This is a genomic window from Cupriavidus sp. DB3 (assembly GCF_020418465.1).
GTDB lineage: Bacteria > Pseudomonadota > Gammaproteobacteria > Burkholderiales > Burkholderiaceae > Cupriavidus > Cupriavidus cauae.
In genome coordinates this window covers 488,971-514,532 of record NZ_JAIZPL010000003.1, presented here as the reverse complement: position 1 = coordinate 514,532, position 25,562 = coordinate 488,971, and the positions used below count along the sequence as shown (strand labels likewise).

Below are 25,562 nucleotides of genomic sequence, written 5' to 3'. Positions count from 1 at the left end.
ATCATGCAAGCCATGCAGACACAACAATGGCTGTTGCTCGGCCTGGTGTTCGTCGCCGCCTTCGGCGCGGCGCTCGGCCTGATGCTGGTTTGTTCGCCGAACCGGCTGCGTGCGCGGCTGGAGCGGCTTGGCGGCGCCGGCACGGGCGCCGCGGGGACGGCGGGAACGTCGGCACGCAACGAGTGGGGCGCGCGGCTCAGCGAGTGGGCAAGGCCGGTGTCGCGCCTGGCGCTGCCGAAAGAGGGCTGGGAGAACTCGGCGCTGCGGGTGCGCTTCATGAACGCGGGCTGGCGCGGCGCCGCCGCGCCCACGCTGTACTTCGCCGCCAAGACCGTGCTGGCGCTGGCACTGCCGCTGGCGGCGCTGGTGGCGACGGTCGGCACGCCGCTGGCCAGCGACGGCGCACTGCTGGCGGTGCTGCTGATCGCGATCTGCGCGGTCGGCTACTACCTGCCCAACGCGGTGCTGGCGCGCCGGATCGCCCAGCGCAAGCGCGCCGTGTTCGAGGAGTTTCCCGATGCGATCGACCTGCTGACCGTCTGCGTCGAGGCCGGGCTCGGCCTGGACGCGGCGCTGATGCGCGTCGCCAGCGAACTGTCGCTGCGCTGCCCCGTGCTGGCGGGCGAGCTGGAACTGATGCTGCTGGAGATGCGTTCGGGCTTTTCCAAGGAAAAGGCGCTGTCCAACCTGGCGCTGCGCACCGGCGTCGAGGACGTCGAGCGCTTCGCCGCGATGCTGGTGCAGGCCGATCGCTTCGGCACCAGCCTGGGCGAATCGCTGCGGGTGCTGTCCGACATGCTGCGCACCAAGCGGCGGATGCTGGCCGAGGAACAGGCGGCCAAGATCGCGCTGAAGCTGCTGTTCCCGCTGATCTTCCTGATCTTCCCCTCGCTGCTGGTGGTGCTGCTCGGCCCCGCCTTCATCCAGATCGTGCGCGTGCTGCTGCCGACCATGACCGGACAGGGCGGATAACGCCGCCGGGCTTCGGCCCTCGGCTGGCCGCCATCACCCCAGGCAGTGCGGACAGCCTTTGCCCGGACCCGGTCCGGGCTTTTTCGCTGGGAGTCGTTCTGCCGCGCCGCGGCGCGGGAACCCGCGCACTTGACCGGTACCGCCGCATGCTGAACACTCCGAAGGCACAGGCCCATTGGAGGCCGGCTGGAGGCGGCATGAAGCTACGCGTTCTGAGCGATCTGCACCTGGAACACCATACCCCCGAAACGGTCCCCGACTGCGAGGCCGATGTCGTCGTGCTCGCGGGGGACATCGCCAACGGCCGCCATGGCATCGACTGGGCGGCGCGGCACCTGCGCGGGCCGATCGTCTATGTGCCGGGCAATCACGAGTACTACGACAGCACCTTCACCCGGGTCGATGCGCAAATGGCCGCCGCCGCGGCCGCGCATCCGCAGGTGCATCTGCTGACCGGCGGCGTGGCGGTGTTCGAACTGCCGGGCCAGGCGCCGGTGCGCGTGCTGGGCACGACATGGTGGGCCGACTACGCGCTGTTCGGCCGCGAGCGCATCGACGACGCGATGCAGGCCTGCGCCAGGGTGATGCTCGACCACCGGCTGATCTCGGTCGAGGACGACAGCGCGGACGGCGGCGAGGACGGCGGCGCGCACGACAGCGCGGATGACAGCGCGGACGGCCGCGGCGGCGGGCACGGTGGCATCCGCCGCTTCACGCCCGCCGACGCGCTGGCGCGCCATCGCGCCGAGTCGGCGTGGCTGGCCGGCGAACTGGACAAGCCCTTCGACGGCGCCACCGTGGTGGTCACCCACCATGCGCCGGACCTCGGCAGCCTCGACCCGCGCTATGCGCACGACCTCGCCTCGGCCGGCTTCATCTCGCGCCGGCCCGACCTGGTCCAGCGCGCCGACCTGTGGATCCATGGCCATACGCACACCAGCTTCGACTACCGCGTCGACCGCGCGCGCGTGGTCTGCAACCCGCGCGGCTATGTGCGGCGCGGCGACGGGGCGCTGGAGAATGCGAAGTTCGATTGGGGGTATGTGGTGGAGGTGTGAGGGTCGGTTGTGGTTCTCGCGGCCTTCTCTCGGGTTGGGGACAGGGAAGAGCCGCCGATAATCCCGCACCCGTCAGCCATCCCGACCGCCCCATACGCTCTGCCACGGCAAGGAAGGAAGCCCAAAACAAAAACCCCCACGGGCTTGCACCCGCGGGGGTTTCGACTGAAGCGACGACTCGCGCCGTCTCGGCAGTCTGGGCAGTCGGCCGAAGCCGACAGCCGGCGTGATTACATCATGCCGTCCATGCCGCCCATGCCACCCATGCCGCCCGGCATTGCCGGCGCCGACTCTTCCTTCGGCGTTTCGGCGATCGCGCAGTCGGTGGTCAGCATCAGCGATGCGACCGAAGCGGCGTTCTGCAGCGCGGTGCGGGTCACCTTGGTCGGATCCAGCACGCCCATCTCGACCAGGTCGCCGTACTCGCCGCTGGCGGCGTTGTAGCCGAAGTTGCCCTTGCCTTCGATGACCTTGGCCACGACGACCGAAGCTTCTTCGCCTGCGTTCAGCACGATCTGGCGCAGCGGCTCTTCCATCGCGCGCAACACGATCTTGATGCCGGCGTTCTGGTCGGCGTTGTCGCCGGTCAGGCTCGAGATCGCAGCGCGGGCACGCAGCAGGGCCACGCCGCCGCCCGGGACGATGCCTTCTTCAACGGCAGCGCGGGTGGCGTGCAGCGCGTCTTCGACGCGTGCCTTCTTTTCCTTCATTTCGACTTCGGTGGCGGCACCGACCTTGATCACCGCAACACCGCCGGCCAGCTTGGCCACGCGCTCTTGCAGCTTTTCGCGGTCGTAGTCCGACGTCGCTTCCTCGATCTGGGCACGGATCTGCTTGACACGGCCTTCGATCGCGGCGGCGTCACCGGCACCGTCGATGATGATGGTGTTTTCCTTGCCGATCTCGACACGCTTGGCTTGACCCAGGTCTTGCAGGGTCGCCTTTTCCAGCGTCAGGCCGACTTCCTCGGCGATCACGGTACCGCCGGTCAGGATGGCGATGTCTTCCAGCATGGCCTTGCGGCGGTCGCCGAAGCCAGGCGCCTTGACGGCGGCGGTCTTCAGGATGCCACGGATGTTGTTGACCACCAGGGTCGCCAGCGCTTCGCCTTCGACGTCTTCGGCGATGATCAGCAGCGGACGGCTCGACTTGGCCACTTGCTCCAGCACCGGCAGCAGATCGCGGATGTTCGAGATCTTCTTGTCGAACAGCAGCACGAACGGGTTGTCGAGCTGGACGACTTGCTTGTCCGGGTTGTTGATGAAGTACGGCGACAGGTAGCCGCGGTCGAACTGCATGCCCTCGACGACTTCCAGCTCATCGGCCAGCGACTTGCCGTCCTCGACGGTGATCACGCCTTCCTTGCCGACCTTGTCCATCGCTTCGGCGATCAGCTTGCCGATCACTTCGTCGCTGTTGGCCGAGATCGCGCCAACCTGGGCGATTTCCTTGCTGGTCGTGGTCGGCTTGCTCAGCTTCTTGAGCTCTTCGACAGCCGAACCAACGGCCTTGTCGATGCCGCGCTTCAGGTCCATCGGGTTCATGCCGGCGGCAACGTACTTCATGCCTTCGCGCACGATCGACTGGGCCAGCACGGTCGCGGTGGTGGTGCCGTCACCGGCGTTGTCGCTGGTCTTGGAAGCGACTTCCTTGACCATCTGGGCGCCCATGTTCTGCAGCTTGTCCTTCAGCTCGATTTCCTTGGCGACCGACACACCATCCTTGGTCACGGTCGGGCCGCCGAAGCTGCGCTCGAGCACCACGTTGCGGCCCTTCGGACCCAGGGTCACCTTGACCGCGTTGGCCAGGATGTTCACGCCTTCGACCATCTTGTGGCGAGCGCTGTCGCCGAACACTACGTCTTTAGCTGCCATGTTCTAGATCTCCAGAATTCTGTACGGGAAATGTCCCGGGCGCGATTGCCGCCGCGGCGGAACCGAGGCGCCCAGGGGTTCCGGACGCGCGGCGCCCGGACAGCGACATCACTTGTTGATGACCGCCATGATGTCTTCTTCGCGCATGACCAGCAGTTCCTGGCCATCCACCTTCACGCTCTGGCCGGCGTACTTGCCGAACAGGACGCGGTCACCCACCTTGACGTCGAGGGCGATCGAGGCGCCCTTGTCATCCTTCTTGCCCGGGCCGACGGCCAGCACTTCACCCTGATCGGGCTTCTCGGCAGCATTGTCGGGAATCACGATGCCGGAAGCGGTCTTGGTTTCGTTGTCCAGACGCTTGACGATCACGCGGTCGTGCAAAGGACGCAGATTCATACGGACTCCTTAGTACAAGTGAGCATTTATTTGCAAAGTGGCCACCGCGGGAGTGCGGAGACCCTTGAAATCGGACGCCGGATGCAGGCTACAGCACGCTGTTAGCACTCGCACCCGGCGAGTGCTAATTATAGGGACGGGGTTTCGGGTTTTCAAGACGAGGCCTGAATACGGGTTTACCCGCAGAAAGGAAGGAAAAACGTCGCGGCCCCGCGCCGGGCAAGGCCGGACGGGCATTGTCTCTTATATTGTGCGGCCGGTATTTTTTCAGGCGGATGTCGCCCGGGGAGTCGATCTCCCTCTACCGTCGTCCCCCCTGCAAGCGGCGACCCGGCGATTGTCGCCTTTCGAGCCGAGACACTGGGCCTCGCCGTCGCGGGGGGAGACACGAAAAGCTCAGGCCCCGCCCCGCAGCTGAGGCAAGACCGTCTGCGCGCAGGCGTCGATCCAGGCCTGCTGGTTTCCGCAGACGTTGTGCAGGAAGACCGCGTCGGCGCCCATGGCCAGGTCCTCGGCCAGCCAGGCCGCCTGCTGCGCGGCATCGCAGGAGATGCGGACCGCGCGCTCGATGTCGTCCGGGGACACCGTCCGCGCGCGGGCATCGAATTCGGCGGGGGTCGCCAGGTTCGCCGCCGTTTCGCTGTCGAACACATTGGTGCGCCACTGTTCGTAGGCCATTCGGCGGGCCGCCTCGTCGCCCTGGGTGGGGTCGGCATAGGCGATCTTGGCCTGGATATGGACCGGCTTGGCCTCGCCGCCGCCCTCGCGGAAGGCATCGATCACCGCGCGCATGGTTTCGCGTGGGGCCGAGATCGTGATCAGGCCGTCGGCCCACTGCCCCGCCCAGCGCGCGGTCTGCGCGGTCAGCGCCGCGGCGAAGATCGGCGGCGGACGCTGCGGCAGCGTATAGAGCCGCGCGCGATCGACCACGATGCTGCCGTGGTGCGTCACCTCCTCGCCGCGCCACAGCGCGCGCATCGCGTCCACCGATTCGGTCAGCATGGCCTGCCGCTCTGACTTGGACGGCCACGGCCGGCCGGTGATGTGTTCGTTCAGCGCCTCGCCGGTGCCCAGCGCGATCCAGAAGCGGCCGGGAAACATGGCCTCCAGCGTCGCCGCGGCCTGCGCGACCACGGCCGGGTGGTAGCGGCCGAACGGGCACGCGACCACGCCCGTGGGCAGATCGACGGTCGCCATCGCGGCGCCGAGCCAGGACCAGGAATGGCCGCTCTCCCCTTGCCGCTCGCTCCACGGATGGAAGTGGTCGGAGCTGCTGAGCGCGTTAAAGCCGGCCAGCTGCGCGGCACGCGCGTAGCGCAGCAGATCGCCCGGCGAGAACTGTTCGTGCGAGGCGTGATAGCCGATCAAGGGCATGGCGGACTCCTGGGCGGGATTGGGGATGGGCCGGTCGTCTTCCGGTCGTCTTCCGGTCGTGTTCTGGTCGTGTTCTGGTCGTGTTCTGGTCGTGTTCCGGTCGTGTTCTGGTCGTGTTCTGGTCGTCAGGTGAACGACAGTGGCCGGCAGTGGCCGTCAGCCGGCCGCTGCCGGAACCGGATAGGCCAGCGTGGTCATCAGCGCCAGCGCGGCCTGGCGCGAATCGAGCCGGGTGTGCTGCACGACGATCGGCACGTCGGACTCGATCACGCTGGCGTAGTCGGTGTCCTCGGGGATCGGCTCGGGGTCGCGCAGATCGTTGAAGCGCAGATGCAGCGTGCGGCGAGCCGGTACCGTCAGCCGGTAGGGGCCCACGGGCTCGCGGTCGGCATAGAAGATCGTCACGGTGACATTGGCCTCGGTATCGCCGGTATTGAGCAGGCAGGCCGCCTCGTGGCTGTTCAATTGCCGGCTCGCGGCCGGGTCGGTCGGCGGCAGATAGCCTTCGGCAATCACCCAGCGCCGTTGTCCGATCGCTTCCATCGGTTTCTCCTTTGTTGTTCGCCAGTGGCGGGATTGGCAGTGTCCAGGCCGTCCACCGTGTCGACGATCACGGCGCAAAGCACGGCCGCTGCCGCAGCCAGCGATAGCCGTAGGCACGCAGCTTCAGCGCATGGGCCCCGTTCTGCTGCGGCGGATACGGGCCGTCGACCAGCATGTCGCGCAGCTCGCCGACCTCGACATCGGGCAGCCCCACCTCGACGTCCTGGCCCGACAGATTGGCGAAGGTGAAGACCACCTGTCCATCCAGTTCGTGCCGCAGCGCCAGCACCGCCGGGCAGCCCACGTCCATCACCGTGCATTCCCCGTAACCGATCTCCGGCATGCCGAGGCGCGCGCGGATCATCTTGCCCGTCCTGGCCAGCAGCGAATCGTCGCGCAGCGTTTGCTCGTAGATATTGACCTTGTCGTAGGCGAACGGCCCCTCGCGGATCACCGGCACCGGCAGCGAGTCGGGATCCGCGGGCGAGAAGCCGCCATTGACCTCGTCGGACCATTGCATCGCGGTGCGCACCGCGTGGCGTTCCTTTTGCGACAGATCCTCCCCCATGCCGATCTCCTCGCCGTAGCGCAGGATCGGCGTGCCCGGCAGAGAGAACAGCAGCGCATGGACCTGCGCGATGCGGCGCTGGTCGCCATCGAGCATCGGCGGCAGCCGGCGGCGGATGCCGCGGTTGTAGACGCGCATGTCCTCGTCCGGCGCGAAGCGCTGCATCACCTCTTCCCGCTCGGCCTCGCTGAGCCGCTCCAGGTCGAGCTCGTCGTGATTGCGGACCCATACCGCGTATTGCGCGCGCTCGGGCGGGTCGGGCTGCTCGCGCAGCGCGCGCTCGATCGGCTCGGCGCGCTCGCGCGCCAGCGCCAGGAACAGGAAGTTGTTCAGGAAGAAGTTGGACACCAGCGTCAGGCGATGGCCCTTGCCGAAGTAGCGCGCGTAGTCCTCGGCCGGCACGTCGACCTCGCCGAGCAGCACCGCGTCGGAACGACGCAGCGTCGCGAACGCGCGCAGGTCGTTCAGCAGCCAGAAGCCGTCGTCGCGCGGGTCCGCCTCCTTCGCCCCGTCGATCATGTGTCCCGCCGCGTCGATGCGGAATCCCGATACGCCCAGCCGCAGCCAGAACGACATGATGTCCTCGATCTCGGCGCGCACCGCCGGGTTGGCGATATTGAGATCGGGCTGATGCGAATAGAAGGCGTGCCGGTAATATTGCCCCGCCTCCTCGTCCCAGGTCCAGACGCTGTCCTCGACGGTCGGGAAGATCGGCTTGACGTGGGTCTCCTCCGGCTCGTCGGCCCAGACGTAGTAGTCGCGGTACGGCGAATTGCGGTCGCGCCGCGCCTCCTGGAACCAGCGATGCTGATCGGACGTGTGGTGCGCCACCAGTTCCACCATCACGCGGATACCGAGTTCCTCGGCCTTTTCCAGCAGCGCGACCATGTCGGCCAGGTCGCCGAAGCGCGGGTCGACCGCGAGATGGTCGGTGACGTCGTAGCCGCCATCGCGAAACGGCGACTGGTAGAACGGCGACAGCCAGATGCAGGTCACGCCGAGCCCGCGCAGGTATTCGAGATGCGCCGTCAAACCCTGGAGATCGCCCCAACCGTCGTTATTGCCGTCGCGAAATACGCTGACGTCGATTTGGTAGATGATCGCATTGCGGTACCAGAGCGAACGCATGGACTCTCCTTCCTGACGATTGAACGGCGACCTCGGGCGCGCGGTGCCGCGCCGCCCGCATCGATTACGGCTGCAGCGGCTGCCGCTGTTGCTGCGGTTGCGGCCGTGGCCGATGCAGCGGCTCCAGCAGGACGGCTTGCTCCGGCTGCAGCATGCCGTCGAAACAGCGGTCCGGACCTTCCGGCAGGCTGTCGATCGCGACGCGCCAATCGCCCTCGAGATCGATCGGCAGCGGCCGTTCGGCGAAGTTGATGCAGACCACGCGCTCGTCGTCGCCATGCCGGCGGCGATAGGCCAGCACCTCGGGCGGCGACGGCAATTCCTCCCAGCTGCCCAGGCGCAGCGCCGGGCTGGCGCGGCGCGTCTCGATCAGCGTGCGGTACAGATGCAGCATCGACGAGGGCTGCGACCATTGCGACTGCACCGACAGCGTCGCGGCCTCGGGCGGGAACGGCAGCCAGGTGCGGGCCGCGCGCCAGCCATGTGGCGGTGCGAAGTCCCACGGGATCGGGCCGCGCGGACCGTCGCGTCCGCCCGGATCGACGCGCTGGCCCGGCTCGACCACCACGTCCTCGAGCCCCAGTTCCTCGCCCTGGAAGATGAATGGCGTGCCGCGCAGCGTCAGCAGCATCACGGCGGCGGCGCGGGCGCGGCGCATCGAGCCGCCGTAGCGGGTGCGATGGCGCTCGTTGTCGTGATTCGACAGCACCCAGGTCGGCCACGCCTGCGCCGGCTGCAGCAGCGCATCGACCTCGCGGATGCAGGTGCGGAACACCACCGGGTCCCAGGGCGCATCGAGCGGCGGGAAGTTGAACGACATGTGCAGCTCGTCGCCGGCGCCGTAGTACTGCACCACGGTGGCGGTCGAGCGGATATTGACCTCGCCGACCAGCACGCGATCGCCGGGATAGCTGTCGACAGCTTGCGGATGCCGCGCAGCACCTCGTGGCTGTACGGGTCGTCGTTGAAGTCGGCCAGCGGCTCGCCCGCCAGGCAGCGCGGATGGTCGGCGAAGGTCGGGTCCTTGCCGGTGCAGTGCGCGACGTCGATGCGAAAACCGTCGACGCCGCGGTCGAGCCAGAAACGCAGCACGCCGTGCATGGCCTGCACGACCTCGGGATTGCGCCAGTTCAGGTCCGGCTGCTGCGGCAGGAACAGGTGCAGGTAGTACTGGCCGGTGGCCTCGTCCCAGGTCCAGGCGCTGCCGGCACCGAGCGCCGCGCGCCAGTCGTTGGGCTGGTCGCGCCAGATGTACCAGTCGCGCTTCGGGTTGTCGCGCGACGAGCGCGATTCGATGAACCACGGATGCTGATCCGAGGTGTGGTTCGGCACGAAGTCGAGCAGCACGCGCAGGCCGCGCGCGTGCGCCTCGCCGATCAGCCGGTCGGCATCGGCCAGCGAGCCGAACACCGGATCGACATCGCAGTAGTCGCTGATGTCATAGCCCGCGTCGGCCATCGGCGAGCGATAGATCGGCGAGATCCAGATCGTGTCGGCGCCCAGCGCGCGCACATGGTCCAGCCGCTCGATGATGCCGGCCAGGTCGCCGACACCGTCGCCATTCGCATCGGCGAAGGAGCGTGGGTAGATCTGGTAGACCACGGCGCTCTTCCACCACAGCGAGGTGTCGCGCGTCGCTTCGACGGTCTGCGAGGGATCGGCGGGCGGGCCGGGCATGGCCCCGGCCGGTACGGTGGCACGGACGTTCACATTCATGGGCACGCTGGCAATGACGGTTGTCATCCGCCCATCGATGCAGCTTCCATGCCTGTCTGGCGGCATCTGCGGGTTCGTCCGAGGCCCCACCGATATGGACGCCGAGGCGCCGTGGGACCGATGCGCAAATCCTGCGCGCGCGCGGTAATTTTTTCCGACGGGGGATCAGGGGGATGGAAGGGAGGCGGAAAGCGTGCCGACGGAGGCGGCTGGAGGAGCGGACACCGGCGCGGACAGCGGCGCGGCAGGTTTCAAGCGGCTAGGACAACAGCCCCGAGTCCTCGATATACCCGAGGGCCTGCCGTATCTCCCGGCGTGCCTTCAGGCTGTAACAGACCTGCCGGTCCCGCACCGTCAGCGCAACGATGTCCGCCTGCAGCAGCTCCTGGAAGATCCGCCCCGCGCGGCGCAAGTTCAGGCCGACCGCCGCGGCCAGGTCGGCAGCGGGCATGCCGTCCTCGCCGGCCTCCAGCAGCGCGCGGCAGATGTCGGCACGCGCCGGATCGGTCAGCAAGGCATAGCTCAAGGTGGCTTCCTGCTTGGGGTCCATGTCCGTACATTAGGCGCCACATCCGGCAATGGCAAGCCGCGTTCGGGGGATGACACACGGCCGCATCCACGTGCCGCTTGAACAAGGCAAACAAAAGCGGCCGGCCCCAACCAGGGTCGACCGCTTCCGCTTTCCGCGACGCAGCAGCCGCCGCCTACGCCATCACGAACGGCAACTGCCGCTGGCGCTTGCCGGTCAGCTTGAACACCGCATTGGCGACCGCCGGCGCGATCACTGGTACGCCCGGCTCGCCAAGCCCGGTGGGCGGGTCGTCGGACGGCACGAAGTGCACCTCCACCGGCGGCGCATCATTGATGCGCACCGGCGGGAAGTCGCCGAAGTTGCTGTTCCTGACCGCGCCGTTGTCGATCTCGATGGCAAACCCGGGCCGGATCATCGCCAGGCCGAACACACAGCCGCCCTCGATCTGCGCGCGCGCCGACAGCGGGTTGACCACGCGATTGGCATGCACGCCGGCGGTCACGCGATGCACGTGCGGCTGCCCGTTCTGCAGCGAGACCTCGACCACATAGGCCACCGCCGAATCGAAGGACTGGTGCACCGCGACGCCCCAGGCGCGGCCCGTCGGCAGCCTGCGCTTGCCGTAGCCCGACTTCTCCACCGCGAGCTGCAATGCCGCCCGCTGCCGTGCGCCCTTGACCGGATCGAGCTGCGCGAGCCGGTAGGCCACCGGATCCTGCTTCGCCACCGTCGCCAGCTCGTCGATCAGCGTCTCCTTGACGAAGGCCGTGTGCGTGTGGCCAACCGAGCGCCACCACAGCACCGGCACCTGCACCTTCGGGTGATGGACCGACAGCCGCAGCGGGAAGCCATAGTCATGGTCGACGATGCCCTCGGTCATGGTGTGGTCGACGCCGTCCTTGACGAGGAAGGCCTCGAACGGCGAGCCCATCGTCAGCGACTGGCCGACGATCGCGTGCTCCCAGCCCAGCACCCTGCCCTGCGCATCGACGCCGATGCGCGCGCGGTGCAGATGCAGCGGCCGGTAGTAGCCGCCGCGGATATCGTCCTCGCGGCTCCAGATGACCTTGACCGGCTCGCGATGGCCCTTCGCGACCCAGGCGCGCATCACCTGCGCGGCCTCCACCAGATAGTCCGAGGTCGGCACCGCACGGCGGCCGAAGCCGCCGCCGGCCATCATCGTCACCACCGAAACCTGCTCGGGCGGCAGGCCGAAGGCCTTGGCCAGCGCGCCTTGGTCGACCGTCTGGAACTGCGTGCCGGCCCAGACCTTGACGCGGCTTGGCTTGCCGCCCGCCACCTCGGCCTGCATCGTGCAGTTCAGGGGCTCCATCGGCGCGTGCGCCAGATACGGGAAGCGGTACTCGGCCTCGATGGTGCGCGCGGCGCCCGCCAGGTCGAAGGCATCGGCGCGCGGCGTCCTGCCGGGCTGGCGCGCGAGCTTCGCGTATTCCTCGTACAGCGCCGCGGTCGAGACCGTCGAGCCGCTGTCGTCCCATTCGGCCTGCAGCGCATCGCGCCCCTGCTTGGCCGGCCAATAGCCGTTGGCAATCACCGCGACGCCGGTGCCGCCGCCATCGGTCGGTACCTCCAGTACCTCGGCCACGCCCTTGATCGCGCGCGCCGCGTCGGCATTGAAGCGGCGCACCTTGCCGCCGAAGCGCGGCGGGCGCGCGACCACGGCGACCATCAGGTTGTCGAGCTGCGTGTCGATGCCGAAGCCGACCGAGCCGTCGAGCTTGCCGCGCGTGTCCAGCCGCGGCGTCGGCTTGCCGATCAGCGTGAAGCGCGACGGATCCTTCAGCGTGACCTGCTGCGGCACCGGAAGCGCCATCGCGGCCTGCGCGAGCTCGCCGTAGGTCGCGCGGCGATTGCCGGCGGTGACCACGCCTTGCGCGGCGGTGCACGCGGACGGCTCCACCTGCCACTGCTGCGCGGCGGCGGCCACCAGCATCGCGCGGGCACGGGCGCCGAGCTCGCGATACTGCTGGTACGAGTGCTTGACCGCGGTCGAGCCGCCGGTCATCTGGATCCCCATCGCGGGGTCCTTGTACGGATCGCCGGCCGGCGCCAGCACCGCGCGCACGTTGCGCCAGTCGACGTCGAGCTCCTCGGCCAGCGCCATCGGCAGCGCGGTGTGCACGCCCTGGCCGAATTCGAGCCGGTTGACCGCGACCGTCACGGTGTTGTCGGGCGCGATCACGATGAAGGCCTGCGGCGCGGCGGCCGGGCCCTTCGCGGTGGGCGCGGCAGCCTCGTCGGCGCGGACTTCACCCAGCGGCGCGATGCCCAGCGCCAGTCCGCCGCCGGCCATGCCGGTCAGCTTCAGGAAGGTGCGCCGGTCGATGCCGGCGGCCGGCGCGTCATGGCTGTCGTGCGCGCCATGGGCGCCATGGGCGCCATGGGCGTCATGCGGGCCGTCGCCGGCACCGCCGGATAGCGCGGCAATCCGCGCGCCAAGTCGTTGCATTTGCATGGTGTCTCCGGTAGCCGATCAGCCCAGCGTCTTGGCCGCGTCCTTGATGGCGGCGCGGATGCGCTGGTACGTGCCGCAGCGGCACAGGTTGCCCGCCATCGCCTGGTCGATATCCGCATCGGTCGGCTTGCGCTTGTTGCGCAGCAGCCCGATCGCGCTCATCACCTGCCCGTTCTGGCAATAGCCGCACTGGGACACATCGTTCCTGACCCAGGCATCGAGCACCGCGCGGCCGACCTTGTCGGTGCCGGCGCCTTCGATCGTCGTGATACGCGCGCCCTGCAGCGCGGAGATCGGCGTCACGCAGGCGCGGATCGGCTGGCCGTTCATGTGCACCGTGCAGGCGCCGCAGGCCGCGATGCCGCAGCCGAACTTGGTGCCCGTCATATGCAGCTGATCGCGCAGCGCCCACAGCAGCGGCGTGCTCGGATCGGCGTCGACCTGCATCGGCTTGCCGTTGATTTCCAGCGTCGTCATGGGGATCGTTCCTTGTCATGCCGCCCCCTTGTCGAACCGCCAGCCACGCGCGCCGCGACAGGGGGCGGAATGCCGGTGGCGCGCTAAAACGACGCAAGCATAGTGCAAAGTCGCGCGTTTGTTTGGCGCGGAATCGATGCTGTCAGCGGAGCGCAAGGTTGATGACAGCCTGGTGTCAGATTGGTCGCGCTGCCGGGAAAGACGCTGGGTCCCCGCCTGCGCGGGACGCCCGGGACCAGGCCAAATTCCCGATGTTGCGGTCAGCCGGGCGGAGCATTCATTGAGCCAATGAACCGTGGACAAGTGGTGTAAAGCCACCGATAGCGGGCAACGGAATGGCTATTGCGCGTACTAGGGAGCATCCGCCAGGTTCCGAACCCAGGCGCCAAAGTTCTCGTTCTCGAATTCGTACAAGCCCCGAGGCGACTTTGACACGACGCCCTTCTCGTCGAGGCGTGCGAGCGCCTTCTGCACGTGGGCAGCGCCAAGGACCTCGATTCCAAGTTGCTCCCTGAAGGCTGCGAGCAGGGAGCGTGCGAAAGGCTTGACGGCTGGGTTGTTCGCAAACTCTTTTACCAAGAGACGTTCCAGGGCGCTCAAGTTCGCCCACGTGGCCTCGTGATTCTCGGCCAGCGCCAGCTTCTCCAGTTGTAAGGCAACCGCCTTGGCAAAGCTCATCTTCGGCTGCATCATCAGCGTCACGGCGACTTCGAGCAGCGGCTCCGGTCGCTGATGGAACTGCTTGAACGCTGCCTTTGCCTTCTTCAGATCGAGTGTGCGGCCGGTGGAGGCGGCAAACTGCTTGGCGACGAACTCGACAAAATCGTCGTCCAACAGCGGAAAGTCCTGCAGCGGGTGGCCTGCCGAGTAGAGCGGAGCCCGCGTATCGGTAAAGACGTGACCCAGTTGGGTGCGCGACGAGCCGGTGAACACTACGCGGAGCCGTTTGTTGTACTTGGTCAGAGCCGTGCGAAGGGCACGCGCCACATCCTCGCCCTCCTCACTGCGCCCCAGAGACTGGGCCTCGTCGATCAGCAGCAGAACCTGACTGTCGTTTGTCAGGCGGCCAAGCAGGTCATCCAGTCGCAGCGCCATGTCGACGGCCAGCCGCCCCTTCTCGTCACCCAACTCGATCGTCCCTTCGACGGATCCGGCGCCGACGGATGCCTTCCCCTTGATGGACTTGATCGAAGGCGACAGTTTCGCCTTCAACCTGCCGGCGAACGTCCTCGGCGTCTTGGCAGTCTCCAGGGCGTGCAATAGTGCGGCACCAGGAGTTTGCCTGGTCTGCCAGAGATCGACATATACGACGAGGTAGCCGTCCTTCTCCGCGGCAGGGGTCAAGTCATGCCGCAGGAACACGGTCTTGCCTGTGCGCCGTGGCGCGAAGATGGTCAACGAGGCAAGGATTCCCGCGTTCAGCGCCGCCAGGTACGACCGGGCGAGTTGAGGTCGGGGGAAGTGCCAGAGGTCCGTGAGCTTCATGGCATTACACCGAATTATACGTGGTTGGCATAATTATACCCACGACGGATAATTATGGATAATTCAGGATCCCGATAAGCGGCGGGCGCCACACCTGGATGGAGTTGTCCAGGCCTATCCAAGTGCTCTGGGACCAAGACGGCGCCAGCGCTGACCGCGATGTCGCTACCCCTACACGCACGTCTCGATACCGCTTGCGACGAGAGATAAGAATGATATTGCTTCTGCCGTTGACATCGCCTGCCCCTGCGCCAAGCTCCGCGATGGTGCCGTGGTGTCGCAGGACAAGTGCGCGAGCGTGGCGGCGATTAAGCTCGAAGTTGTCGAAACGATGCGCGATAGTCGATCGGCTCCAGATGGAGGTGGCGGCTCACATCGCCACGGAGCATGTAGAGAGATGGCGATTGCCGGAAACTGAAGATGCGATACAGGAAGAAGGCGTCCCCCATTTCGCGGGCGCAGCGTAACTCATTCCGGCTAATGACAAAGGGGGACTCGTGGGGTCCGTTGGTCGTCTTCACTTCGATATAACGCGGAGCCCCCGGTGCATCATATGACAGGATGTCATAGCCCATGCCGTCGCCAAGCTCGTCCGAAATCCATTCAACCCGGTCGAATAGCTCGGGGCAACCTGCGTCTGTCAGGCGTCGCTGCTCGAACGCGATAGCCCATTGTTCGCCGGCGCGACCCAGTCGCCTGTTAACTTCGTCCCGTGCGGCGAAATCGACCTTCCTGGGCATTGGGACCCAGGGCCGTTGGTCGTCATTGACCTTGATGATCCGCACGCGCGGAGGGTCAACCAGCACAGCTCTGAAGGGTTGCTCCGCTGGGTCTCGCGCTTCCTGAAGCGCATTGACAATTTGCGTCAGAGTATCGGGGTGGGTCAGGATGAACTGATGGACCTCCTTGCGAAGCAACAGCTGCACGTTACCCCGAGGCTTGTAGCCGGGGATGAAGGGCAGATCCATATCGTGGAGAACCGCGCTGATGTTCTGATGCTTGAGCTCCACCGCGGCTTTGCTTCGTCCGTTGAGGCGCTCACGCAGTGAGGCATTGAACTGCGTCTTGGTGTAGGGATGCCCCCGTGCTTCGAGATTCAACATTTCGAAGTACGATGAAACGGTCGCCCTCACCTCTTCAAGCGACCAATCTTCACCCGTCCGCGTCACTGCAAAGCCGAGTGCCTGCAGTTTCACCGCGATCGCGTCGCCATTGGTGAGGTCGGTCGGCTTCAGTGGGCCGCTCTCTGGAAATTGCTTGCCAAACGCGACGGCAACGATGGCCTTGGCGTCGCACAGCGTGCCGGTTTGTGGATCGCGAACGAGATAGTCCCGAGCCTTGCCAAAGCCGTAATGTTCGAGGAATCCGGTTCTCCCCTGTGCAACGAACTCATCGAGAGCGGTCTGGATCGCTGCGGGGCTCTGCAGCTGCGAAAGCAGAGTTGTCATGGCGCCTGATTGATCGAGATGGCAGTGTTGTACTCGTTTCGCTGGATGACCGGCATGATGGCAAGGGGCCAAATATGCCTTCGATAGAGCAGCGCAACAGCGCGCATTGTGCCATCGAGTGACAGCCGTTGACCGAGGCACCGGCGATGAGGGCACGACGTCGACGGGCGGAGGGTGGTCCATCGGCATCTGCGATTACCGACCCTTGTTCCCCTTCCTGTCCGATGGGCGTTCAGCATTGCGGGCGAAAGGAAGGTGCGTCGAACTGGGGAAAGCGGCAACCGCCGCCTGGACTGCTGGCCCCTCATTGGTGTCGAGTGACGTCGGCGGCCAACTCGATGTCGAATTGAGCGGGGTATGAAAAACCGCCCGCATCGGCGGGCGGCGTGGGGCAAGGCGTCGAGCCCGGGCGCTCAGGCCATCGCGCTGCGCTGCCCTTGCGCGCGGCGCAGGCCCACCCACTGCAGGCACGCGAACACCGCCACGCCCCATGCCTGCAGCAGCACGAAGGCGCTGCCCAGCCAGGTCGGCGACAGCCAGCCGGCGGCCAGCAGCAGCATGCAGTCGATCGCCCACAGCGCATTGCAGGCGATCACCGCAAGCACCAGCGCGCGCGGCATCGGATTGCGCGTCGCCAGCAGGCCGACGATGGCGGCATAGGGCAGCAGCACCAGGCCGGCATAGCGCAGCCAGGACGCCGGAATGGCGAACCAGTTCGACAGCACGTTGGCATCGAACACCATCAGCAGGCCCATCAGGCCGCTGACGATGGCGTCGGCAATCAGGACATTGCGCAGCAGGCGGGTCGGTTGGACGGTTTGCATGGTCGATCTCCGTAGGGTGAAGGGAAGGCGAAGGGAAAACGAAGGGGAAAAACGAATGGCGGTTGCGATGGCTTCATCATCGTCGCTGGCCGCGCGCAATGCGATGACCTGCAAGGTAATCGCCGCAATACCGCAGCACTACCGCCGCCATTCCACCGCCATTCCACCGCCATCCCGCCGCTATTCCAACGCCATCCCGCCGCTATTCCAACGCGCTACCGCCGCCCTACCACCGCCCTACCGCCTCCATCCCGCGCCGGCCCCTACCTCAAAACGCCGCCGAACGCCATCCCCAAATGCGCCCCGACTTTGCGCCTTATCGGCGCTTGGCCGACATCGTGCCGACGCTATAGTCGCCCGATGCTGCCGGTCCCGCGTCCGGCATGGCCCCCCGTTGCCCGGCACCGCGCCGGATGGCACGGGATGCCTCCTGGCCCCGCACCTTGTCCGCCCGTCGCCGGCACCACGCCATGCGCCAACACACCTTCCCATGACGTCCGCTCAGGAAGCCCCGCCCCTGCCCGCCCTGCCTCGCTGGCAGCGCGTATCGCTTGCGTCCGCGCTGTTCTTCCTGCTGGCGATCGCCGGCATCGCGCTGACGCGCTATCCCGGCAATGCGGCCATCGTCTGGCTGGCCACCGCGTTCGGCGCCGGCGTGGCGCTGCACCAGCGGCCGCGCGAGCGCGCCTGGATGCTGGCAGGCATGCTGGTGTCGGGCGTGGCCGCCAATGCGATGTTCGGCGACCCCTGGTGGCTGGCGCTGGTGCTGGGCGCATCCAATATCGCCGAGATCCTGTTCGTCGCGTGGCTGGCGCCGAGCATCAGCGGCGGGATCGGCCGGGCCAGCGCGGTGCCGCTGGCCCGCTTCGCGCTGATGCTGGGGGCGACCTGCACGCTGGCGCCCGTGATCGGCGCCACCATCGGCGCCGCGGCCATCTCCGCCGCCTATGGCCGGCCCATCGGCGACATCTGGTCGACCTGGTGGAGCGCCGATGCGATCGGCATGCTGATGCTGGTGCCGCTGTCGGTCACCTACTCGCGCGAGCGCCTGCGGGAGACCTTTTCCCGCGCACGCCTGCCGCGCGTGGCCGGGCTGCTGCTGTTGACCGCCTCGGTCGGCGGCCTGTCGGTGCTGCAGACCCACGACCCCTTCGGCGTGCTGTCGCTGCCGCTGGTGGTCGCCGCGCTGTTCACCAACCCCTTCACCACCGCATTGCTGACGCTGCTGTCGATGCTGGTCACGGTGATGCTCGGACTGGCCGCGGCACAGGCGGGCCTGGTCGACGCGCCGGCATTCCTGACCCATGCGATGAAGCTGTCGACCAGCCTGATCCTGGTGTTCCCGGTCTGCATCGCCTACCTGAGCGAGCAGAATCGCCGCGACCGCAGCGAGCTGCGCGGCAGCGAACGGCGCTTCCGCCAGGCGATGCAGCATTCGGCGATCGGCATGGCGCTGGTCAGCCTCGACGGCCGCTGGCAGCAGGTCAATCGCGCGATGTGCGAGCTGTTCGGCTACAGCGCGGCCGAGCTGAGCCGCATCGCCTTCCAGGACATCACGCACCCGGACGACCTCGCCGCCGACCTGGCGCAGCTCGAACGGCTGGTGGCCGGCCAGACCGACAGCTACCGGATGGAGAAGCGCTACCGCCGCAAGGACGGGAACTTCATCTGGACGCTGCTGGCGGTATCGCTGGTGCGCGACGAGGCCACCGGCGCGCCGCTGCATTTCATCGCGCAGGTCGAGGACGTCCATGAACACAAGCTCGCGCAGCAGCGGCTCGAAGCGCTGTCGCGGCGCACCGAGCTGGCCGTCGAAGCGGGCCGGGTCGGCATCTGGGAATGGGACATCGCCGCCGGCACGCTGTCATGGGACCGCCGCATGCACGCGCTGCACGGCACCGAGGCCGCTGGCGGCGCACCGGACCTGGACGGCTGGATCGCGATGGTGCATGCCGACGACGTGGTGCGCGCGCGCCACGAAATGCGCCAGGCGGTCAAGGGCACGCAGCCCTTCGACACGCAGTACCGGATCGTGCGGCCCGACGGCGAGGTTCGGCATATCCGCGCGATGGCGGTGGTTTCGCGCGCCGACGATGGCACGGCCCTGTCGATGGTCGGCACCAACTGGGACATCACCGAGCACCATCGGCTGACCGAGGCGCTGTTCGAGGAGAAGGAGCGGCTGCATATCACGCTGCGATCGATCGGCGATGCGGTGATCTGCACCGATGCCGCGCTGCGCATCACCTTCATCAATCCGATCGCCGAGCAGCTGACGGGCTGGACCATGGCCGAGGCCGACGGCCGGCCGCTCGCCACGGTCTTCCACGTGGTCGACGAGACCACCGGCCAGCCGATTGCCTGCCCGGTCGCCAAGTGCCTGCAGACGCTGCGGCCGGTCTATCTCGAAGACGGCGCGGTACTGATCAGCCGCCATGGCGAGCGCCACGACGTGCAGGATTCCGCCGCGCCGGTACTGACGCCGCGCGGCGACGTGATCGGCGCGGTGCTGGTGTTCCAGGACATCACCACCGCACGCGCGCTGCAGCGCAAGCTCGCGCATTCGGCGATGCATGACGCGCTGACCGGGCTGCCCAACCGGATCTGGTTCGAGCAGCGCCTGCGCGAGGCCTGCGAGTCGGCGCGCGAGTTCGAACAGCAGCATGCGCTGTGCTTCATCGATCTGGACCGATTCAAGATCGTCAACGATACGGCTGGCCACGCGGCCGGCGACGTGCTGCTGCGCGAGCTGGGACACGTGATCCGCAGCCAGGTGCGTCCGGGCGATCTGCTGGCGCGCCTGGGCGGCGACGAGTTCGCACTGCTGCTGCGCAACTGCTCGGTGGACCAGGGCGAGCGCGTCTGCCTGAAGGTCATCGATGCGATCCGAGCGCGGCGTTTTCCGTGGGAAGGCCGCGTCTACGACGTCGGCGCGAGCGTCGGCATCACGGCGATCGATCGCGAGGCGCCACCGCTGGGCGAGCTGATGAGCCGCGCCGACGTGGCCTGCTACGCCGCCAAGGCGGCGGGCCGCAATCGCGTCTCGGTCTATCGCCGCGACGAAAGCGATGCGCGCCGTCACCATCGGGAGCTGCAGGTGGCCGCGGGCATCCACTCGGCGCTGGAGGCCAACCGCTTCCGGCTGTTCGCACAGGAGATTCGCGCGCTGGCGCCGGAGGCCGGGGGCACGCCGCCTGCATCGACGACAGCATCGTCCTCTGCATCGGCGTCCGCATCGATGCCGGCATCGGCGTCCGCATCGGCATCCGCATCTGCGTCCGCATCGCCGGCTGCGTCCTCCCCTCCGACCCATATCGAGATCCTGGTGCGCATGGTCGATGAGCACGGCAGCCTGGTGATGCCCGGCGCCTTCATCCCGGCGGCCGAGCGCTACGACCTGATGGGCCATGTCGACCGCTGGGTCATCCAGCACGTGCTGCGCGATTTCGGCGCACGGCTGCTGGCGGTGCCCGGGCTGTCGGTGTCGATCAACCTGTCGGCCAATTCGCTGGGCGAGCCCTTCCTGCTGCCGTTCCTGCATGCCGAGCTGTCGAACTCGGTGCTGCCGGCCAGCCGCATCCGGCTGGAGATCACCGAGACCGCGCTGATCAACAACATGGCCGCGGCCAACCGGCTGGTCGCCGACATGCGCAAGGCCGGCTGCACCATGGCGCTGGACGACTTCGGCGCCGGCCTGTCGTCGTTCGCCTATCTGAAGCAGTTCCCTGTCGACTACCTGAAGATCGACGGCAGCTTCATCCGGCATCTGGCCGCGAGCGCCGTGGATCGGGAAATCGTCAGTTCGATCAACGACATCGGCCATCGGCTGGGCATCCGCACCGTGGCCGAATCGGTCGAGGACGAAGCCACGCTGGACGTGCTGCGCGAGATCGGCGTCGACTATGCGCAGGGCTATGCGATCGGCCGGCCGATGCCGCTGGAGGACTACCTGGCGCGCTGCGCGGGCAGCGTGCCAGGCGAGACGGCGCAGCGGCAGTCGCGGTAGCGACGGCTCGCCGCGGTTTGGCCGCGGTTTGGCCGCGGTTTGGCCGCGGTGTCGCCGCGGTGTCGCCGCAGTTTCGCCGTGGGGTCCCGCCGGGCTCGCGGCAGGCTCGCGGCGCGGTCGCGGACGATCGCCGCAGATCGCCGCTGCCGGCCCGGCCTGATCAGCTCGCACTGGCGGTGGCGGCCATCCGGTGCAACAGCGGCACGCGGTCGTCGCGCACATCGCTTTGCACGTCACGCTGCGCATCGTCCGGCGCCTCCCCCGGCGGCTCCGACGCGCCATCGGCATCGCGCGTCGAGACAGCCTCCTGCTCGCGCCCCGGATCGATGCAGCGGCCGTCGAGATGACGCAGCACCAGCTTGATTGCCAGCCGGCATTGCTCAGGCGTCTGCGCGGACTCGATCGCGGCCACTACTTCGGCATCCGCACCGAGGGTGCGCATCAGCGCGCGTGCCAGGCTGCGCTCGGCCAGCGCCTGCGCGGAACCGCGCGCCTGCAGATGCTGCATCACGCGTGCCGCGATCAGATGGCGGTGATCGGCCGCGTTGCCGGCATCGAGCTGCGCGCAGGCCGCGGCGATCGCCTTGGAGGCGGCGGCGTCGTTGCCGGCGGCGGGCGTCAGCACCTGCCGGGCCGTCAGTGCGGCGTCCCGCAGCGCGCGCCGGCTCTTGACCCATTTCACCATCCGGTAGACCGCGAAACCGAGCCAGCACAGCCCCAGCACCCCGCCCACCACCATCAGCCCCGTGCCCGCGGTAGCCGCGGTCACGGTGGTCAACGCGGCCACCGTCAGTCCGAGCACGGCGCCGTTGACGCCCAGCGTGCCGGCACCGTACGCGATGCGCAGGCCGGCCTTGCGCACATCCTTGTTCGCGGACTCGATCGCCTCGCCGATCTGGCTGTCGCAGTACTGCATCACGGTGCGATAGAAGTCCGCGGTCTGCCGCAGTTGGGCGGGGTCGGCCTCGCCGACGATGCGCTGCCGCCGCGGGGACAGCGGCTGCGCCTTGCAGACGGTGGCCGCAGCGCCGTGGCGCTCCAGGTCAGCCAGGGCGGCGGCCAGCGGCGAACGCCGCAGGACCTCGCGCCGCTGATGCAAGGCCGCGCGCTGCCTGGCCGAGTCTCGCCACTGCATGACACCGGTGACGATTTGGGCCGTCGACATGGCCACCGACGCCGCGCATCCCGCGATGCCGGTCCACGGCAGCGCGGCTGCCACGGTGGGAAGCATCCGGCTGAGCACCTGCAGCACACCGGACGAGGCGGCGACGCCCTGCACGACGGCGTCGCGCGCCAGCGTCAGGCCGCTGCTGAACAGCTTGCCGTCGTTGTCGCCGCGCTCCGCGCGCGAATGGCGATACAGCAGGAAGGCGTCGAGGCTGCCGTCGTCGCGCAGCGCCTGCCGCTGCTGCCGCCGCACCGCGCGCTCGGCGGGCAGCGCCGCCTCGGTCCGCGAAGCCAGCCGCTGACGCAGCGCCGCTTCGCACCGGGTGTGGTCGGCGGCGGTATCCCGGAGCCGCGCGTCCAGACGGCCGCGCTTGCGCACCACCTTGACGAATCGTGCGATCGCCACGCCAGCCTCCAGCGCCGCCAGCACCGGCATCGCGATTCCGATCCGAAAGCTGCACGTGGCGAGGATGCCGGCGCTCGGAACATCGCGCAGCATGGCGGGCAGTTGCGCGCCGCGCACGCCAGTCAGCGCGGCGGCCAGCAGCCCCCAGAACGGATAGAGCACGCATTCGGTCTTGCCGAGCCGGCCGATCGGCTTGGTGGCCTTGTCGGCGGTGATGCGGCACGCCACGCCGGCGAGCACCGCGGCGTCGGCGCCGACCTTGCCGGCGGCCGCAGGCGGCGGCAACGGTCCTTGCCGCAACGGTCCTTGCAGCGGCCCCTGCGGCAATGGGGCCGTCAGCGGCAAACCCGTGAAGGAAGGTGCAAAGGCAGTCGTAGGCATGATGGTCGTCCCCGCAACGGCCGCCAGGCGCTGCTGGCGACACATCGCAAATACACTGCAGACACAAGACCGACGCACCGTATGGTGCGGCGCACTATCGAATTCGGGATGGCGGGAATGTACGACGTGTGCAACTGCAAAAGTCACGCGGAATGCGTGCTTCTTTAGTTTCCGGGCAAGCGAATCGGAAGGACCTCACCTCGATCTTGATCCGCAAAGGTGGGATGGCATCGTGCGTGAACGCACAGAGACCGGAAGTGCGGCCTCGCTACGCTGGGACCACGCCCGCTGGGCCCATCCGCGCTACCGGAAAAGACAGGAGACCGCGCCATGCCGCCACGCAGGCCCGCCCACGCACCCGACGCCCGCATCGAAGGCATGTTCAGCCGCATCGAGGCGATGACGCTCGAGGACTGCCCGATCGAACCGGGCTGGGTGCGCGCCGGCCGGCCGCATGCGCGCGCCGCGACCCATGCGATGGCGCGCGACGGACTGGCGTCGACCCATCTGTGGGAATGCAGCGCCGGCGCGTTCGCCTGGCGCTTCAGCGTCGAGGAGACCGTGCTGATCCTCGACGGCGAGGTGCGGGTGACCAGCCCAGGCGGACAGGTGCGCACGCTGCGGGCCGGCGACGTCGGACATTTCCCGGCGCACACGACCTGGCTGTGGGAGGTCGACCGCCATGTGCGCAAGATCGCCTTCTGCCGCCGCGAGGTGCCGTGGCCGCTGAGGCTGGCGACGCGGGCCCTGGATCGGCTGCTCGAACGTGCCCGGGCGCTGAGGTCGGACAGCGGCCCGGAACCGCGCGGCGGCCGGGACGCCGGGATGTCGTCGGCGCCTTGAGGGCCTGCAGGTCCTGCGCGACCGGGGGATTTGGGGCCCGGAGCACCCGGGCACCTTGAGCACCTTGAAGCACCTTGAGTACGGAGCACGCGGAGCACTGAGGACCTGCGGACCTGAGGACCAGGCCATCTCCCGTCCGCCGTTCGGAAATCCGAACACGCCCACATCACGCCCGCTCGGAAATCCGAACGCGGCCGCCAGCGCGCGAAACTTTTCCCTTTCGTTTCAATCACTTGCAGGCTGCTGTCAGCCTGGCAAAGCTGGCACGCCTCGTGCGAACTAGGCCCCCCATCTATAGCGCCGCCGCCCCCGGCTGCGCCACAACGATGGAGGAAACGACATGGCAGCCCCCACCCCGCCCGCCCGGCCCACACAGCGCCCCCGATTGCGTCCCCGCCGGCTGACCTGAAGCCGGCCCGCGTCGCCGCACGGGCGCTCCGGCGTCCGTCGAGCTGTGCGGGGCGGTACGCCGCCTTGCGCGTCTTTCGTTTCCCAAGCTGTCCGGCCCGCGCCGGACGCCCCAGGTTTGAATCACGATGAAACTGAACCGACTGCCCACCCTGATCCTGTTCGCCATGCTGCTCGGCCTGCTGGCCGGCACCACCGCGCACCACCTCGCGCCCGATGCCGCCGCGGCCAAATCGATCGCCGGCCATCTGTCGATCCTGACCGACGTGTTCCTGCGGATGATCAAGATGATCATCGGCCCGCTGGTGTTCGCCACGCTGGTCAGCGGCATCGCCAGCATGGGCGACGGCAAGGCGGTCGGCCGCATCGGCCTGAAGGCGATGGGCTGGTTCGTGATCGCGTCGGTGACCTCGCTGCTGCTCGGCCTGGTGATGGCCAATCTGCTGACGCCCGGCCATGGCATGAACCTGCCGCTGCCGCCGGCCGACGCCACCTCCAACCTGAAGACGGGCGCGCTGAACCTGCGCGACTTCGTCACCCACATGTTCCCGAAGAGCATCGCCGAGGCGATGGCCAACAACGAAATCCTGCAGATCGTGGTGTTCTCGCTGTTCTTCGGCTTCGCGCTGGGCGCCGTCAAGGACGGTCCGGGCAAGCCGCTGCTGGCGGCGATCGATGGCCTGGCCAAGGTGATGCTGAAGGTCACCAACTATGTGATGGCGTTCGCCCCGGTCGGCGTGTTCGGCGCCATCGCCGCGGTGATCACCGCCGAGGGCCTGGGCGTGCTGACGGTCTACGCCAAGCTGCTCGGCAGCCTGTATCTGGCGCTGGCGCTGCTGTGGGTCGCGCTGATCTTCGGCGGCTATCTGTTCCTCGGCCGCGACGTGTTCCGCCTGCTCAAGACGCTGCGCGCGCCGCTGATGATCGGCTTCGCCACCGCCAGCAGCGAGTCGGCCTATCCGAAGGTGATCGACCAGCTGACCCGCTTCGGCGTCAAGGAGCGCATCACCAACTTCGTGCTGCCGCTCGGCTACTCGTTCAACCTCGACGGCTCGATCATGTACACCTCGTTCGCGGCGCTGTTCGTCGCGCAGGTCTATGGCATCGAGCTGACGCTGACCCAGCAGATCACCATGCTGCTGGTGCTGCTGGTCACCAGCAAGGGCATCGCCGGCGTGCCGCGCGCCTCGCTGGTGGTGGTCGCCGCCGTGCTGCCGATGTTCGGCCTGCCGGAGGCCGGCATCCTGCTGGTGCTGGGCATCGACCATGTTCTCGATATGGGCCGCACCGTCACCAACGTGCTCGGTAACGCCATTGCCACGACCGTCGTCGCCAAAAGCGAAGGCGCGATCGGCGCGCCGGTGCCGGAAGAAGCGGACGACACCGCTGAAGACGGCGCTACCGACCTGGCACCCGTCCAGGTCCTGGCGAGCAAGTAGCCTCCCTGCCTGCTCCACGGGGCGTGCCAGGGGCCCGA

Annotated in this window: 18 protein-coding genes and 1 pseudogene; 5 read left to right on the top strand and 14 right to left on the bottom strand. The window is 67.9% G+C overall.

Going from position 1 to position 25,562, the window contains the following annotated elements; all coding sequences use genetic code 11:
- Positions 1 to 3: 3 nt before the first annotated feature.
- Positions 4 to 972 carry a type II secretion system F family protein gene (locus K7G19_RS11910; protein WP_226107403.1) on the top strand — a complete coding sequence of 323 codons (969 nt, stop codon included), beginning with the start codon at positions 4 to 6 and terminating at the stop codon, positions 970 to 972.
- Between the two features lie 197 nt (positions 973 to 1,169).
- Positions 1,170 to 2,030: a metallophosphoesterase gene (locus K7G19_RS11905; protein WP_226107402.1), complete on the top strand. Its 861-nt coding sequence runs from the start codon at positions 1,170 to 1,172 to the stop codon at positions 2,028 to 2,030.
- Between the two features lie 230 nt (positions 2,031 to 2,260).
- Here K7G19_RS11905 and groL read toward each other — a convergent pair whose 3' ends face one another.
- From groL to K7G19_RS11840, 13 genes and pseudogenes are all read right to left on the bottom strand, one after another.
- Positions 2,261 to 3,904 carry a chaperonin GroEL gene (groL, locus tag K7G19_RS11900; RefSeq protein WP_149316898.1) on the bottom strand — a complete coding sequence of 548 codons (1,644 nt, stop codon included), beginning with the start codon at positions 3,902 to 3,904 and terminating at the stop codon, positions 2,261 to 2,263.
- 108 nt (positions 3,905 to 4,012) lie between these two features.
- A complete protein-coding gene (groES, locus tag K7G19_RS11895; RefSeq protein ID WP_149316897.1) occupies positions 4,013 to 4,303 on the bottom strand; it encodes a co-chaperone GroES in 291 nt (96 codons plus the stop codon).
- A gap of 396 nt (positions 4,304 to 4,699) precedes the next feature.
- The gene (locus K7G19_RS11890) at positions 4,700 to 5,677 is read right to left on the bottom strand and encodes a TIGR03885 family FMN-dependent LLM class oxidoreductase (RefSeq protein WP_226107400.1); all 978 of its coding nucleotides are present in this window, start codon (positions 5,675 to 5,677) and stop codon (positions 4,700 to 4,702) included.
- 156 nt (positions 5,678 to 5,833) lie between these two features.
- A complete protein-coding gene (locus K7G19_RS11885) occupies positions 5,834 to 6,220 on the bottom strand; it encodes a sensory rhodopsin transducer (RefSeq protein ID WP_149316895.1) in 387 nt (128 codons plus the stop codon).
- A gap of 67 nt (positions 6,221 to 6,287) precedes the next feature.
- Positions 6,288 to 7,916 carry an alpha-amylase family protein gene (locus K7G19_RS11880; protein ID WP_149316894.1) on the bottom strand — a complete coding sequence of 543 codons (1,629 nt, stop codon included), beginning with the start codon at positions 7,914 to 7,916 and terminating at the stop codon, positions 6,288 to 6,290.
- A 64-nt stretch (positions 7,917 to 7,980) separates the two neighbouring features.
- Entirely contained in the window at positions 7,981 to 8,769 is a 789-nt protein-coding gene (locus tag K7G19_RS24930; RefSeq protein WP_370639539.1) for an alpha-amylase family glycosyl hydrolase, read from the bottom strand.
- Positions 8,770 to 8,984: 215 nt separating this feature from the next.
- A pseudogene (locus K7G19_RS24925) lies at positions 8,985 to 9,593 on the bottom strand (alpha-amylase family glycosyl hydrolase); the annotation flags it as partial.
- Between the two features lie 298 nt (positions 9,594 to 9,891).
- On the bottom strand, positions 9,892 to 10,182 hold the full coding sequence (locus K7G19_RS11865) for a winged helix-turn-helix domain-containing protein (RefSeq protein WP_149316893.1): 291 nt from the start codon (positions 10,180 to 10,182) through the stop codon (positions 9,892 to 9,894).
- Between the two features lie 154 nt (positions 10,183 to 10,336).
- The gene (locus tag K7G19_RS11860; protein WP_226107398.1) at positions 10,337 to 12,640 is read right to left on the bottom strand and encodes a xanthine dehydrogenase family protein molybdopterin-binding subunit; all 2,304 of its coding nucleotides are present in this window, start codon (positions 12,638 to 12,640) and stop codon (positions 10,337 to 10,339) included.
- Positions 12,641 to 12,658: 18 nt separating this feature from the next.
- A complete protein-coding gene (locus tag K7G19_RS11855) occupies positions 12,659 to 13,117 on the bottom strand; it encodes a (2Fe-2S)-binding protein (RefSeq protein WP_149316891.1) in 459 nt (152 codons plus the stop codon).
- Between the two features lie 351 nt (positions 13,118 to 13,468).
- A complete protein-coding gene (locus K7G19_RS11850) occupies positions 13,469 to 14,602 on the bottom strand; it encodes a hypothetical protein (RefSeq protein ID WP_149316890.1) in 1,134 nt (377 codons plus the stop codon).
- A 308-nt stretch (positions 14,603 to 14,910) separates the two neighbouring features.
- Positions 14,911 to 16,050 carry a DUF3883 domain-containing protein gene (locus tag K7G19_RS11845; RefSeq protein WP_226107396.1) on the bottom strand — a complete coding sequence of 380 codons (1,140 nt, stop codon included), beginning with the start codon at positions 16,048 to 16,050 and terminating at the stop codon, positions 14,911 to 14,913.
- Positions 16,051 to 16,463: 413 nt separating this feature from the next.
- Positions 16,464 to 16,874 carry a hypothetical protein gene (locus K7G19_RS11840; RefSeq protein WP_226107394.1) on the bottom strand — a complete coding sequence of 137 codons (411 nt, stop codon included), beginning with the start codon at positions 16,872 to 16,874 and terminating at the stop codon, positions 16,464 to 16,466.
- A gap of 490 nt (positions 16,875 to 17,364) precedes the next feature.
- Here K7G19_RS11840 and K7G19_RS11835 point away from each other — a divergent pair, with 490 nt between their 5' ends.
- Positions 17,365 to 20,880, top strand: coding sequence for a diguanylate cyclase (locus K7G19_RS11835; protein WP_226107392.1), 3,516 nt, complete (start codon positions 17,365 to 17,367; stop codon positions 20,878 to 20,880).
- Positions 20,881 to 21,040: 160 nt separating this feature from the next.
- Here K7G19_RS11835 and K7G19_RS11830 read toward each other — a convergent pair whose 3' ends face one another.
- Positions 21,041 to 22,834 carry a hypothetical protein gene (locus K7G19_RS11830; RefSeq protein WP_226107389.1) on the bottom strand — a complete coding sequence of 598 codons (1,794 nt, stop codon included), beginning with the start codon at positions 22,832 to 22,834 and terminating at the stop codon, positions 21,041 to 21,043.
- A 330-nt stretch (positions 22,835 to 23,164) separates the two neighbouring features.
- Between K7G19_RS11830 and K7G19_RS11825 the strand changes: the two genes are divergently transcribed.
- The gene (locus K7G19_RS11825; protein WP_226107387.1) at positions 23,165 to 23,677 is read left to right on the top strand and encodes a cupin domain-containing protein; all 513 of its coding nucleotides are present in this window, start codon (positions 23,165 to 23,167) and stop codon (positions 23,675 to 23,677) included.
- Between the two features lie 536 nt (positions 23,678 to 24,213).
- Positions 24,214 to 25,524 carry a dicarboxylate/amino acid:cation symporter gene (locus tag K7G19_RS11820; protein WP_149316885.1) on the top strand — a complete coding sequence of 437 codons (1,311 nt, stop codon included), beginning with the start codon at positions 24,214 to 24,216 and terminating at the stop codon, positions 25,522 to 25,524.
- Positions 25,525 to 25,562 lie beyond the last annotated feature (38 nt).

Bases quoted from the DNA above. Each gene is read 5' to 3' on its own strand.
- K7G19_RS11890 (WP_226107400.1), bottom strand. From the start codon at position 5,677: ATGCCCTTGATCGGCTATCACGCCTCGCACGAACAGTTCTCGCCGGGC.
- groL (WP_149316898.1), bottom strand. From the start codon at position 3,904: ATGGCAGCTAAAGACGTAGTGTTCGGCGACAGCGCTCGCCACAAGATG.
- groES (WP_149316897.1), bottom strand. From the start codon at position 4,303: ATGAATCTGCGTCCTTTGCACGACCGCGTGATCGTCAAGCGTCTGGAC.
- K7G19_RS11845 (WP_226107396.1), bottom strand. From the start codon at position 16,050: ATGACAACTCTGCTTTCGCAGCTGCAGAGCCCCGCAGCGATCCAGACC.
- K7G19_RS11850 (WP_149316890.1), bottom strand. From the start codon at position 14,602: ATGAAGCTCACGGACCTCTGGCACTTCCCCCGACCTCAACTCGCCCGG.
- K7G19_RS11880 (WP_149316894.1), bottom strand. From the start codon at position 7,916: ATGCGTTCGCTCTGGTACCGCAATGCGATCATCTACCAAATCGACGTC.
- K7G19_RS11825 (WP_226107387.1), top strand. From the start codon at position 23,165: ATGCCGCCACGCAGGCCCGCCCACGCACCCGACGCCCGCATCGAAGGC.
- K7G19_RS11910 (WP_226107403.1), top strand. From the start codon at position 4: ATGCAAGCCATGCAGACACAACAATGGCTGTTGCTCGGCCTGGTGTTC.
- K7G19_RS11830 (WP_226107389.1), bottom strand. From the start codon at position 22,834: ATGCCTACGACTGCCTTTGCACCTTCCTTCACGGGTTTGCCGCTGACG.
- K7G19_RS11855 (WP_149316891.1), bottom strand. From the start codon at position 13,117: ATGACGACGCTGGAAATCAACGGCAAGCCGATGCAGGTCGACGCCGAT.
- K7G19_RS11860 (WP_226107398.1), bottom strand. From the start codon at position 12,640: ATGCAAATGCAACGACTTGGCGCGCGGATTGCCGCGCTATCCGGCGGT.
- K7G19_RS11820 (WP_149316885.1), top strand. From the start codon at position 24,214: ATGAAACTGAACCGACTGCCCACCCTGATCCTGTTCGCCATGCTGCTC.
- K7G19_RS11905 (WP_226107402.1), top strand. From the start codon at position 1,170: ATGAAGCTACGCGTTCTGAGCGATCTGCACCTGGAACACCATACCCCC.
- K7G19_RS11885 (WP_149316895.1), bottom strand. From the start codon at position 6,220: ATGGAAGCGATCGGACAACGGCGCTGGGTGATTGCCGAAGGCTATCTG.
- K7G19_RS11840 (WP_226107394.1), bottom strand. From the start codon at position 16,874: ATGCAAACCGTCCAACCGACCCGCCTGCTGCGCAATGTCCTGATTGCC.
- K7G19_RS11865 (WP_149316893.1), bottom strand. From the start codon at position 10,182: ATGGACCCCAAGCAGGAAGCCACCTTGAGCTATGCCTTGCTGACCGAT.
- K7G19_RS11835 (WP_226107392.1), top strand. From the start codon at position 17,365: ATGACGTCCGCTCAGGAAGCCCCGCCCCTGCCCGCCCTGCCTCGCTGG.